Origin of the sequence: Cohnella thermotolerans DSM 17683 (assembly GCF_000429825.1) — a bacterium.
Taxonomy (GTDB): domain Bacteria; phylum Bacillota; class Bacilli; order Paenibacillales; family Paenibacillaceae; genus Cohnella; species Cohnella thermotolerans.
Map to the genome: position 1 here is coordinate 28,994 of NZ_AUCP01000060.1, position 13,461 is coordinate 42,454.

Annotated in this window: 9 protein-coding genes; all 9 read left to right on the plus strand. The window is 53.5% G+C overall.

The window, feature by feature from the left end:
* Positions 1-2 precede the first annotated feature (2 nt).
* Complete coding sequence (locus tag G485_RS26330) at positions 3-2,960, plus strand: sugar-binding protein (protein WP_051318243.1); 2,958 nt, start codon at positions 3-5, stop codon at positions 2,958-2,960.
* Positions 2,961-3,158: 198 nt separating this feature from the next.
* Complete coding sequence (locus G485_RS0112855) at positions 3,159-4,847, plus strand: hypothetical protein (RefSeq protein WP_027092900.1); 1,689 nt, start codon at positions 3,159-3,161, stop codon at positions 4,845-4,847.
* Between the two features lie 16 nt (positions 4,848-4,863).
* Entirely contained in the window at positions 4,864-5,964 is a 1,101-nt protein-coding gene (locus G485_RS0112860) for a glycoside hydrolase family 88/105 protein (protein WP_084423289.1), read from the plus strand.
* Between the two features lie 135 nt (positions 5,965-6,099).
* Positions 6,100-6,321: a hypothetical protein gene (locus G485_RS0112865; protein WP_027092902.1), complete on the plus strand. Its 222-nt coding sequence runs from the start codon at positions 6,100-6,102 to the stop codon at positions 6,319-6,321.
* 204 nt (positions 6,322-6,525) lie between these two features.
* On the plus strand, positions 6,526-8,280 hold the full coding sequence (locus tag G485_RS0112870) for a sensor histidine kinase (protein ID WP_027092903.1): 1,755 nt from the start codon (positions 6,526-6,528) through the stop codon (positions 8,278-8,280).
* Positions 8,281-8,282: 2 nt separating this feature from the next.
* Positions 8,283-9,899 carry a response regulator gene (locus G485_RS0112875; protein WP_027092904.1) on the plus strand — a complete coding sequence of 539 codons (1,617 nt, stop codon included), beginning with the start codon at positions 8,283-8,285 and terminating at the stop codon, positions 9,897-9,899.
* 107 nt (positions 9,900-10,006) lie between these two features.
* Positions 10,007-11,443 (plus strand): ABC transporter substrate-binding protein, encoded by a 1,437-nt coding sequence (locus tag G485_RS0112880; RefSeq protein WP_027092905.1) that lies wholly within the window; start codon positions 10,007-10,009, stop codon positions 11,441-11,443.
* 113 nt (positions 11,444-11,556) lie between these two features.
* Positions 11,557-12,390 carry a carbohydrate ABC transporter permease gene (locus G485_RS0112885; protein WP_084423292.1) on the plus strand — a complete coding sequence of 278 codons (834 nt, stop codon included), beginning with the start codon at positions 11,557-11,559 and terminating at the stop codon, positions 12,388-12,390.
* Positions 12,391-12,505: 115 nt separating this feature from the next.
* On the plus strand, positions 12,506-13,288 hold the full coding sequence (locus G485_RS0112890) for a carbohydrate ABC transporter permease (RefSeq protein ID WP_051318245.1): 783 nt from the start codon (positions 12,506-12,508) through the stop codon (positions 13,286-13,288).
* The last annotated feature ends 173 nt before the right edge of the window (positions 13,289-13,461 follow it).

Below are 13,461 nucleotides of genomic sequence, written 5' to 3' on the forward strand. Positions count from 1 at the left end.
TAATGTTCTCCAATAAACCGGTCGTACGTCTGATGGTCTGGCTGCTCGTCCTGCTGCTGTCGCTTCCTTCTTTTTCAGGGGTGGTGAAAGCGGATACAAGCGAAGGGCTTGTCGATGATCTGGATAATTTCAATTCCATCTACAGTCATACCGCAAATCTCGTACTGGACTCGTCCAACGCTCAGAATATGGGGGGCGATCTGAAGCGAATCACCCGCAACAGCACGGACACGGGATCATTGGTCTATAAAACGGATTATGACATCACCTCGTTCACCGTTCCCGCTTATTTCTGGACCGGCACTCCGGTGATCGATGTCCGGTTTTACGGATCCGCGGACGGCGTCGATTATACGCCGGTGACGCCGAAGATTTATACGTCGGGCCCGTCGGTGGCAAGCTGGCAGATGTATGTCTATGAGGCCTTCGGTCTGCCGGCGGGAACGCGGTATTTGAAAATACAGCTGTTAGGCGATGTGAAGTATTGGACCCCGCAAATATCCAAGGTCATCCTCAATCTCAACACGGCGTCTGTGGAACCCAACCCTCCGTCGGAAACGGTCATTGACGGATCGCAAACGCTTGTCTTGTCCACCGCTACGCCGGGAGCAGCCATCTATTACAAGAGAAATACGGATACCGCGTATCAATTGTACCAAGCGCCAATCATCCTTACTACGGGTGTGGCGATCGACACGTACGCGCAGAAAGAAGGTCTTTCTCCCAGCTTTGTCCAAACGCTCTACTACCCTTCCAAGTCCGATTGGCAGATCGACCGGTACGGTCAGGTCATCAAAGCGGATTTTCCCGAGAAAGTGACGGATGACGCGCAGCTGACGCAAGATGCGGCGGATGATCAGAGCTACTATGACAGCTTGCAGGTTCCAAGCGATCGTGACGCATACGGGGGCCTGAAGGACAGCGCTCAGCCGTACGGATTGACCGCTACCGGCTTCTTTAGCATACAGCAAACCAACAACGGCCGGACGGTCATGGTTACGCCGGACGGAAATGTCTTCTACAGTCTCGGCGTGAACGGGATTACGACCAATGAGACTTATGTCCAAACCAGCGGAAGGAAGAATCAGTTCGAATGGATTCCGCCGCAGAGCGGGGAGTTTGCCTCGGCTTTCCGCGCGAGCAGTACGGATTTCTCTTACTATATTGCGAACCGTATCCGGAAATTCGGCGCCCCGTACGATGACGGGCAGTTTGTCAAGCAAGGCATGGATCGGATTCAAAAGTGGGGCTTCAATACGGTCGGGTCCTGGTCCGGCAACTACGCCGCCGAATACGGCATGCCGCATGTGAACATGCTGCCGACCTCGAGCATGGATTGGGCCCAGGTGGACGGCATGCATTACTTCGATATTTTCGCGGACGGAGCCGAGCAGAAGATCGACGAAGCGTTCGCCGCGAAATTGCCGGCCAATCGTGACGATCCCACGCTTATCGGTTATTTTATAGACAACGAAATTCAATACCAGAACATATTGACGGTCATTCCGCAAGCGAAAGCGAGCAAGGTCGCGTCCAAGCGCAAGCTGGTCGATCTGCTGAGCGAATGGTATAACGGAGACATCTCCGCGTTCAACAGCGCTTGGGGAACGTCGTTCGCGAGCTTCGACGAGATGTATGAGGCCGCATTGCCCGTGAAAACGCAGCAGGCGCAAGACGATCTTTACTCGTTCGTCAGCGTGTATGCGGATACGCTGTACGGCACGATCGCAACGATTTTCCGCAAATACGATCCGAATCATCTGCTGCTGGGCGACCGCTGGTTGAAAAATACGGTTCAGAACGCCAGAATTCGCGATATTCTCTCGGAGGCCGCGGGCAAATACCTCGATGTCATCAGCTATAACTATTATTCGAAAAATCTGAGCGTCAGCCAGCTGCAGGCTATTCACGACAAATCCGGCGGAAAGCCGATTATGATTACCGAGTTCAACTACGGCACGGCGGAGCAGGGACTGAATTCCGGCGTAATCCCGGTGGAGACGCAGGACGAGCGGCAGCTTCGCTACCGGAATTACGTGGAACTGGCCGCTTCGCTCGGATACGTGGTCGGCACGCATTGGTTCAATTACGTCGATCAGCCGGCCGCCGGACGCTGGTGGGAAGGAACGACCGGAGAACGGTACAACACCGGGCTGATCAATGTGGCCGACCGTCCTTATAAGCAGTTCCTGCAAGGCGTAAAACAGAGCAACGACGAGATATACGACGTCCTTCTCGGCAATCGCGAGCCCTTCCAATACGACTTCGGAGAAGTCGAGCGTCCGGCCAACCGCACTATCGATATCGCCTATACGTCCAGTCCGATGCTGATCGACGGCATTCGCGACGAAGGATACGATTCTTCGCATCAAGTGCGGCTAAAATATGGAGACCTGGTGGTCGGAACCGGCGGTTCCGACATGCAAGCCGGCTATGATTTCGCTTGGGATCAGTCGAATCTGTACGTGTTCGCCGATGTGACGGATCCTACGCCCATGAAAAATCCGTTTCGCGACAGCAATGTGTGGAAGGGAGACGGGGTCGAGCTGTTCGTCGGGCCGGATCAGCTTGATGTCCGCCAGGGTCTGCTCGTCTCCGACCGGCAGTTGATCCTAAGCGCGGGAGCGGATGACGGGTCCTATTATTGGCGGTGGTTCAATACTTCCCAGCAATCTCCCATTTCTATGGTTGTTCGCAAGCATGACGACGGCGGCGGCTATTCACTGGAAGCAAGCATTCCGTGGGAAGCCTTGAGCCTGACGCCTGAGGAAGGGAAAAGCCTGCTGTTCGACTTCGGCTTCGACGACAGCGAGGACGGCGTAAGGCGGATCCGGCAGTGGCTGTGGAACGGGATGGACGGCAATGCCAGCAATCGCGGATACTGGGGGACGGCGACGCTGACGGGCGGTCCGGATAGGTTCATTCCGCCACAAGACCCCCTCGCCCGCGCCTTGGAATAACTTCCCGCCCCGGCTCGATTTCGAGCCGGGATTTTTATGGTGGCTTCGCCGCAAAAATGGTGTGCGATCGCAAAAGATAAAGGCTGCTAGAGAATAAAAAAGGCGCAAGGGAACAAAAAGAAGCGGTTTTAACCTGCATCGGGCGGTGATAGTTTATCTGTATCTTAACGTAAAATGCATCGAAGGGAGACTGCGGATTTGAACCGGATGAGCGATTCGGACATGCTGCTGCAAGCCGTACAGGCTATGGACGGCATGTATAACCGTGAGATTCGCATGCTGGCAACGCCTTTCAAGAGTCCGGGATACCATACGACGCTCCGACAGGTCGAGACCGTGCACCCCACCCGCGAAACCGTCCAATATGCGCTGGCACTGCTCGATACGGAGCTTCCGGAGTACGAGCGAAGAGCGTTCGACATCCTGGAGACGATCGTTTCCTTGCAGGACACGAATCCGGATCAAGCTACGTTCGGCATCTGGCCGTGGTTCTACGAGGAGCCGCTGTCGCGGATGTCGCCGCCGGATTGGAATTGGGCGGATTTCATCGGGAAGAATCTGGTCCTGGCTGCGCTTAGGCACGGCCGCCGGTTCCCGGAAGCGCTGCGGCAGTCGGTCCGACAATCGGTATTCTGCGCTTGCGACGCCATTATGAAGCGGAATGTCGGGCCTCATTATACGAATATTGCCGTCATGGGGGCGTTCGTCACGCTCCTCGCAGGCGAACTGTACGGACGGCGCGATTACGAGCGATACGGCCTGAACAGGCTGAACGGCATTGTCGAATTCACGAGAAAATTGGGTTCGTTCCAGGAATACAACAGTCCGACTTATACGATTGTCGCCGTATTGGAGCTGTCCAAATTAAAGACCGAAACCAGGAACGAACAAGCCAAGGCATGGTGCGACGAACTGCTCGATAGGGCATGGAAAATGATCGCGGATCATTTCCATGCGGGAACGAAGCAGTGGGTCGGTCCGCACAGCCGCAGCTACAGCACGATGCTGTCCGATCGAACCAAAGCCTTTTTGCAGGTGGCCACCGACGGGCAATTGCTTTATTTTCCGTGGGATCGGCTGCCGTATGAGGGAGAATGGTTCAAAAGCGGCGTCCGATGCCCGTCTTCCTACCTCCGCTGCTTTACCGGACGGATGGAAAAGTCGCTCACCCAGTGTTATTTCCGTGATGAATCAGGCGAAGAGAAGAAATGGGCGACCACGTTCATGACCTCCGATTACGCGCTGGGCACCTTCAGCAGAGAAATCATGTGGAATCAAGCGACTTGTCTGCTGGCTTATGTCCGCAACGGCGGCGGGACGACCTATATGCGCCTTCGCGCGCTGCATGACGGCTATGATTTCTGTTCGGCTGTTTTTACCGCTGCGCAGTACAGGGAGCAGGTTCTGTTCGGCGTTTCTTTTCTGACGAACGGGGGAGATACGCATCCCGCGCTGGATCGAATCGACGGAACGGTGGAAGCGTCCGATATCCGCTTGCGGCTTGAAATCGGGGGCAATCTGAACAACGTGAACGCCGTATCGGCCGGGGACCGGGCCGCATTTGCGCTGGACGGGCTGAACGTACAGGTCGCCACTTTGTTCGCCGCATTTGACGACGGGACGGATAGAGAGCGATGGGAATGGGAGATCGGGAGGAAGGATGAGGTTTGTTTTGCCGATCTGGTCATTTATTCCGGCGACAAGAAAACGATCGATTTCCGTTCCATGCGCGAAGCCGTCTTCCTGTTCTCGATGGCATTGGGAGAGAAGGCCTCGCGGTTCGAGGCGGTGGTCGAGCACGATTCGGAGCGGGTCAGGGCAACGGGGGATTTGGGGGAAAGGCCGCCATTGACCCTGATCTTGCCGAGAAAGCCGCAGACTTTATAAGAGAAGGAGAAACCGCATGGCGAACGACCTGATGGAACGCAGCCGATTGGCTGAAACGGCCGATCGTGTGTATCGGCGAATGACGGATATGCCTACCAAGGATTGGGGGATGAATCTGGAGGAATGGGATTGGGTGCCCGGAGTCGGGTTAATCTCGATCCTCGCGTATACCGAGCTGGGGGAGAAGTCCTCCGCGATTGATGATTTGCGCGGATGGATCGATCGCAACAAACATAAGGCCGGAGAGTCGAAAACGATCAATGCCATGGCGCCGTATGCCGTCTTTCCGGAGCTTTATCGTCGCACCGGCGATGCGTGGTACCTGGAGACCGCGAGAAGGATCGGCGATTGGATGGTGAAGGAGGCGCCGCGCACGCGCGAAATGGCGTTCGAGCACACGGTTACGGAAGATGTGCTGTTTCCGGAGCAGGTATGGGCGGATACGGTGTTCATGGCCGTGCTCTTTCTAGCGAGGCTTGCGAGGCTTACGGGTGACAGGAGATACGCCGAGGAAGCGGCGTTTCAACTGCGCATCCATCTGCAATTGCTGCAGGATCCGGATACCGGACTGCTGTTCCATGGCTGGAACTGCGGCAGCGGGGATCATATGTCGTCCGCCTATTGGACGCGGGCCAACGCATGGGTCGTACTGGCCGCACCATGGATCGCCGGAGAAATTGCCGGGATGATGGAAATTCCCGGCGACATCGTTCATCGTTATCAACGGCTGGCGGAAGCATTGCGCGGGTATCAGGGAGAGAACGGCCTGTGGCCGACGGTTGCGGATCATCCTCATTTTTATCCGGAGACATCGGGCAGCGCCGGAATTGCGGCCGGGTGGTTCGCCGGCAACGCAATCGGCTGGCTGGACGATTCCTATCTCGATGCCGCGCAAAAAACGCTGAACGGCGTGCTGGCGCAGGTCGCGCCCGACGGAACGGTAACCGGCGTGTCCGGCGGTACGCCCGTCATGCCGAGCATTGCGGCTTACAACGAGATTCCGTGCTATCCGACACTATACGGGCAAGGTTTGACGCTGATTCTGCTGTCGTATGCTTGGGCTCGTGCCGGCCAGTCGGAGAGAGGGGAGACGGGAGTCAAAAACAAGATGCAATGAGATACAATTGGCCAGCGGAAGATAGCTTCTTTAACAATTAAAGTCGACCACATAAGGTCGGCTTATTTTTATGGAGCTTTATCCCGATTCATTCCTAGCACCCAAAGAACGAGTGGTACAGACTGCAAGAAGTGGTTGCGGTTCGTCTCCCGTGATCTGCGCATCATCGCCGAACTCGCCGAGACGACGGGCGGCCTGACGCAACTGCCGCGTCGCATGTACAAGGAGCTGCTGGTCATTCAAGAGCTCTATCGCCAGCAGCAAGCGATGTACGACAAGCGAACGCATAGCGTACCCGATCGGATTGTCAGTAAAGAAAGATCGTTTTTAAAGAAATGGAAAATTAGGAAACTATAATATTCCAATTGCGAAGACACCAAGCAAGGTGTCTTTTTTGCTGTACCTATACGCTTATTTGCTGTGGTTAATCTTTAGCCATTTAAACCGATTAGCGGATAAAGGAGGATGACGAGAAACGTCGAATTGTTCTGCAGGATGAAGCGGATTGCCGTTTCGAGGTCAGTTGTTGCAACGGATGAAGGATGAAGGCGAGGCGCATGCATGCTAAAGTTCACCTACCGGCCTACGTTTCGGATGCGAATCCGCATCGCTTTGATCGTGCTGATCACGGTGGCCATCTCCATTACGGGAGCGGGATCGTATTGGATCGCCGCCGATATCGTGGAGAGAAACGCGGTGTCGTCCAATCAGATCAGCATTCATAAGTCGAAGCAGATGCTGGACAACAATTTGAGGCAAATCACGGTATCCGTCATGACCCTGATGATCAGCGACGCCTTCAAAAATTTGATGAAAGATGTCTCCATGCACGACGATTCAAGATATGCCGCGCACTTGTCGTCGCTGCAGCCCTTGTTCGCGCAGATCAAGCTTAGCGAGCCGATGACGCAAGCGATTCTCGTCTCTACGCCGATCGGGGAATTTTACAACACCGGGTATGTTCGGAATGCATCCGTGCCGTTTATCGGTTCGGACATTCATCGAAGATTGAAATCCGAGAAGGGTTTGCTGTGGACCATCGGACATCAGGACCCGTTCTTCGCCAATCATGAACGGGTGATCTCGCTTGCGATGGAACCGATCACGGATTTTCTGGTGAAGGATGTCTACATCTTGGTCAATATTAGCGAGGAGAGCATGAAGGAATCGTTAAATACGAATTTGACCGAGGACGGGGAAGAACTGTTGCTGCTGACGGCGGACGGTCAAGAAGTGCTTCGTTCGGATGGCGGGATATGGGGAGCGCTCCGGAACGAAGACGGATTCTGGTCGCAGTTGAACGGGGAGGAAGCCCACTTTCAATATACGCTCGACGAGGACGACTATATCGTAAATACCGCTAAGCTCGAGAATCGATTCGGCTGGTTCGTAACGAGCATCCAGAAGAAATCGGAGCTGTTCAAACAGATGGATCGCATTCAATGGATCGTGATTGGAGTAGCGGCGGTGTGTATCTTTATCGCGTCGATCCTCTCTAAGATGCTCATGGTTTTTCTCATGAAACCGATTAACAAATTAACGACGCTCATGCATAAAGTTGAGGCTAACGATTTGTCCGTCCGGTTTGAAAGCGAGCATGCGGATGAGTTCAGCCGTGTGGGCATCAGGTTCAATATGATGCTGGAAGAGATCAATAATCTCATCGCAACGATTAAAGAAGCCGAGCGAGAGAAACGAACGGCGGAGGTCAAAGCGCTGCAAGCTCATATTTCCCCTCATTTTCTATACAACACGTTAAATACGATTTACTTCAAATGCGAATTGGGGCACAACGAGGATGTCGGCGAGATGGTGTTGGCGCTGTCCCGAATGTTCCAATTGGGTTTGAACGACGGGAATGCCATTACGACGCTGGAGAAAGAAATCTCCCATGTGAAGCAATATATGACGATTCAGCAGCGCTGTTACGTCGGAAAGTTTGAATATGAGATCGAGGTGGCGGACGAATCGTTATACCGGCAACCGGTCTTGAAGGTCTTGCTGCAGCCGCTTGTGGAGAACTCTATCTTGCATGGCTTCAAGAACATTCGCCAAGGAGGCCTCATCCGCATCAGCATCTCCCAATCGGAGCAGGACATGCATCTAACCGTAACGGATAACGGCCAGGGGATGGATGCGCAACGGGTCATGGACACCGTCGTCCGTTATCCGCCGGGCGGCAGGAGCAGCTATGCGCTTTACAACATTCACGACAGATTACGGCTTTACTACGGCGATCAAGCCGAGATGACGATCACGAGCGAACCGAATGTCCGAACGACGGTCTCGCTGCGTATTCCGTTACAGGGGGCGTAGAGATGGAACAATTGACGACACTTTGCGTGATTGATGACATCGCCAGCGTGGTTGAAGGGATCGCGGCCATGACCCAGTGGCACGATCATGGCATTCGGGTGGTAGGAACCGCGTTGGATGGCGAGGAAGGTCTGAGCATGATCCGGCAGCTGCGGCCCGACATCGTGCTGACCGATATTCGCATGCCGAACATGGATGGAATCGAGATGCTTACCCAGTTGAAGCAAGAAGGTCTGACGCCCAAAGTCATCTTCTTCAGCGGATATACGGACTTTAACTATGCACAGCAAGCCGTACGACTGGGGGCGTTCGATTACTTGACGAAGCCGCATTCGATTAAGCAGATCGTGGAAATTGTGGTGAAAGCGAAGGAGAGGGTGCTCGCCGAGCGGCAGGAAGAGGCGGCGCTATCGGAGATCAGACGGAAGGTTCGGGAGAGCATGCCGATTCTGCGGCAGGAGTTTTTGAACCTGCTGCTGCATCACCCTACGGACCTCGCCAATGTTCAGAGAAGATGGGAATTTCTGCAGATCGATTTGCCGCAAAATGATTTGGCGGTGCTGGTGATCGAAATTGACCAATTCGCCAAGCAAAGTCACTCGCTGCAGATGGAAGAGGTGGAGCTGGTACGCTTCTCGCTCCAGAATATCGTGGAGGAGACGGTGGCGGCCCGCACGCAAGGTGTTGTATTCCGCGAAACGATGAGCCGGTTCGTCGCGGTCTGCCATGCTCCTGCGGCTGTTGATGTGGGAGGGCTGGCGGAGGCGATCTGTAATCATGTCGCCCAATATACGAAGTTCACCGTGTCGATCGGACAAGGAAGAACGGCGAATGATGTGACCAAACTGCCCAACGCGTACCAAGAGGCGAGCAAAGCCTTGTCTTATCAATTCTATACCGGCGGCAATACCGTGTTAAGCTATGAGGATGTGGCCGGCAGGGGCGGATTATTGCCGCGTTATTCCAAGGGGCTCGAGCAGGAGCTCGGGATGTCTCTGCTTTCCGGGAACAGCGCGAGAGCCGTTCAAGCGTTGGAAGCCATTTTCGAAGAGCTGTCATCTTGCGTTCCCTTGCCCGAGCCGGCCTATTTGATCAGTGTTTATAACGAAATCACGTCTTTCATCCTGCGCATTCTGCTGGAGAACGTGCCCTATGAGGAATTGCGGAATTTGGAAAATGCCTCTCTGTTTACGGGATGGGGGGCGACCGTTTCTTTAAACGCACTGCAGCAGCAGATGTTGGACATCTGCAAGCAAGGCTGCAAGCTGATCGAGAATCGCCGCCAATCGGAAACAGAGCGCGCGATCAATGAGGCCGTCCGATACATCCGCAGCGCCCTGCACACGGATCTGACGCTTCAGGATTGCGCGCGGCATGTCCATCTGAGCCCCAACTATTTCGCGAATTTGTTCAAGAAGGTGATGGGAGTTACCTTTGTCCAATTTCTGACGCAAGAGCGATTGGAGGCGGCGAAACGAATGCTGCTCGAAGGCAGGCAGGTGCAGGAAATATCCGGGGATGTCGGCTATGAGGATCGCCGGTATTTTAGCCAATTGTTTAAGAAGTACACCGGCATGACGCCATCCGAATTTAAATCGCAGTATGCGAAAGAACGGTAAATAATCCCCCTGTTGATTAGGATTGTCACTCTCTCCCCGGTTCATCTTTTCCCTACAATAACCTTGTAGCCGCTACAAATGCGTACATTCAATAGGGAGGATTGCAAATGAAGAGATCGATGGCGGTGTTATGGCTGTCTGCGCTTCTGATCTTCGTACTTTCAGCATGCTCTTCGGACAAGTCCAACGAGCAGAAAAATGAAAGCGGTTCCTCGCCCGTTTCGTCAGAAAAACAAAAGGAGAATGGCCAGGACAAGTCGGCAGCGTCATCAGGCAAAAAGACGAAGCTGACATACTGGACGTTCGACCGCCATGACGTGGAGTTCATTCAGGAGACCGTAGATCGGTATAACGCAACCAATCAGGACAATATTCAGGTAGAAGTGAAATCGATGGCGGAGAACTACGCCCAATCGGTCGATATCGCGTTCGCGAGCGAACAGTCTCCGGACATTCTTCGCCCGAACCAGGATACGATGATTCCTTTTATGAAGAAAAACTATTTGGAGCCGCTGGACCCTTATCTAACGGATGAGATGAAGCAGAAATTCGGACCGACATTCCAAGACCAAGTCAATCGGTTTGACGGCAAGATCTACAGTTTGCCTAATTTCGGTTATACGCTGAGGCTTGTATACAATCAGGAATTGTTCGAAAAAGCGGGCATCGAAAAACCGCCGACATCGCTGGCCGAGCTTGTTGCGGACGCCAAGAAAATAACGGATGTGGGCAAAGCCAACGGACAATACGGATTCGCCTTGAATTTCAAGAGCCCGAAGAGCGCGCTGGACCGTTCCGCCCGGGAAATCTTGCAATTAAGCGGTTACGACGGCTTCGGTTTTGACGAACGTATGGGAAAATTTGACTTCACCCCCTATAAAGCGGTCATTGAGGCGTTCAAACAAATGAAAGACGACGGAAGCATGCTTCCCGGTGTGGAATCGCTGGATATCGATCCGCTGCGCGCGCAATTCGCCGAAGGGAAAATCGGGATGTATCTGTCTTACTCCGCTGAGCCCGGCGTCTACAGCAGCCAATTCCCGGCGAAGATCAAATGGGCGGCAGCGCTCGCGCCAACGATTACGGGTGAAATTAAAGGCGCATCGGGATTTGCGAACTCCGGTCAATGGCTGGCCATATCCAGCCAATCAAAGCACAAAGACGAAGCCTGGAAATTTCTGAGCTATATGTACAGTGACGAGACGCTTCAAGCGTACCATGAGAAAGGATTGGGGTTGTCGGCTGTTCCGGCTATCGCCGCCAAAGCGAAAAGCCCGGAATTGAACGGCGTAGAAGGATTCCTGATCTCTAAATACGACGCCCTCTGGCCGCTTCCGCCTGCCGTCACAGTCGAAGGATTGAATTATGGCGACGCCTTCTTGAAATACATTTTGAGCGGGGGCAACCTGGATGAGATTGTGAACGATCTGAACAATCGGTACAACAGCGCGCTGGAGAAGGCGATTGCGTCCGGCGAAGTCAAGGTAACGCCGGATCCGGACTTTGATCCGATGAAATTGCAGGGTACGATGCTGGCGAAGTAATACGGAGAAGGGGCTGTTCAACGGCCCCGTCTTTTTTAAGCGGGGTGAGGATATTGGGCAAGCGGAAATTTCTCGAACCTTATGCGTTCGCATTTCCCAGTTTTATTCTGACGATGGTCCTCGGAATTTATCCGATCCTCTGGGCCATCCATTACATGTTCTATGATTATAAAGGATACGGCGAGAAGCTGTTTGTCGGCTTGGCGAATTTCGGGCGATTGTGGCGCGACGATCTATTCTGGAATGCAGTCGGGAATACGCTGATCTACGCCGGCGGGAAAATCGCGATTACGATCCCGCTTTCCCTCGTGCTTGCCGTCATCTTGAATCGAAAGATTCCAGGACGCAACCTGCTTCGCGCCATTTACTTCATGCCGACTGTCATCAGCACAGCGGTGATCTCCGTCGTATTTTTTATCATTTTCAATTCGTATAATGGCTTGTTGAATCAGTTCCTGCAGAAGTTCGGCCTCCTCTCTGGCAGCGTGGAATGGCTAGGGCCAAAGTACGCCATGTTGACGGTCATTATCGTGGCGATCTGGGGAGCCATCGGAAATTATATGTTGTTATTCCTGGCGGGCTTGCAAAGCATTCCGGAGGATTTGTACGAGAGCGCCTCGATCGACGGAGCGAATGCGGCGCAAAAATTCTGGTACGTGACGGTGCCGCTGCTCGGTCCGGTTATGCAAATGATTATTCTGCTTGCCATTACGGTCTCGCTCAAAGGCTATGAAAGCATCATGGTATTGACGGAAGGCGGTCCGATCGGCAAGACGGATGTTATGTTTCTCTATGTCTATAAGCTGTTGTTCCCGGTATCGACAGGGTCGGTATTCATTCAGGAGATCGGCTATGGCAGTGCTGTAGGCTTTGCGACGGCGATCATCGTGGGGCTCATTACGTGCTTCTATTTTGTGATATCCAGGAGAATGAACAAGATTTACTAGGCGGTGAAAACGGATGCAAAGCTCGGTTGCTTTACGAGAAGATCAAAGGCTTGCTTTCAAACGCAAATTCTATCGTTCGCTGGCCGGCTTCGTTCTTTGGTGTTTCCTGCTGGCCATGGCGGTGTTTACGCTGTTCCCGGTTGTGATGACGGTTCTCGGCTCGTTCAAGAGCAATATGGAACTGGCTTCCGGAGCGACATTGCTGCCTCGTCAGTGGCATTTTACGAACTATGCGGAGGCTTGGAAACAAGCGAATTTCTCCGTGTATACATGGAACAGCTTGTTTGTCAGCGCCGCTTCGACTGTAGGGACCTTGCTGGTCGCTTCCATGGCAGGGTACGCGGTGGATAGAAGAAGCTTCGCGGGAAAGCGGCTGTTGGTGTTCATCCAGGCTTCGACCATGTTCATATCCATCGGCGCTGTCGTCTTGCGTCCGCAATTCGAGCTGATGGTGAAGCTGAACCTGCATACATCGCTGTGGGGTGTCGTGCTGATCTTGATAAGCGCGCATGCCTCCACATTTTTTATCCTGCTGGGCTTCTTCAAAGCCATTCCGCGCGATCTCGATGAAGCGGCCACGATCGACGGCTGCAGCTTCGCGGGCATCTATTGGCGAATCGTACTCCCGCTCTTAACGCCGGGACTCGGCGTCGGCGCTTTGTTTGCCTTCCGGGCGGCTTGGAATGAATATATTTTACCGCTTGTGTTTACGATGAACAATCCGGCACAGCAAACGCTGACCGTCGGGTTGGCCAACCTGCGTTACACGAACAGCGCGGCCATGCAAACGCAACTGATGATGGCCGGTGCCTGTCTGTCGATGCTCCCGCTTCTCATCGTGTATTTGTTCGCCAACAAGACGTTTATGCAGGTTACAGCGGGCTCGGTTAAGGGGTGAGGCGCATCGAATGCGGCGTCGGCTCAGGCGAGGACTGTTGCGATCATCTGGAAGGACACCTATACGGTGTCTTTTTTGACATTATAGAATTTATAAATTTTGGGGTGGGAGCATGTCTTCCGCCTGATTTCTGTTTTTGGTAAGGTTAGGATATGGAGACGAACATTTTGAAA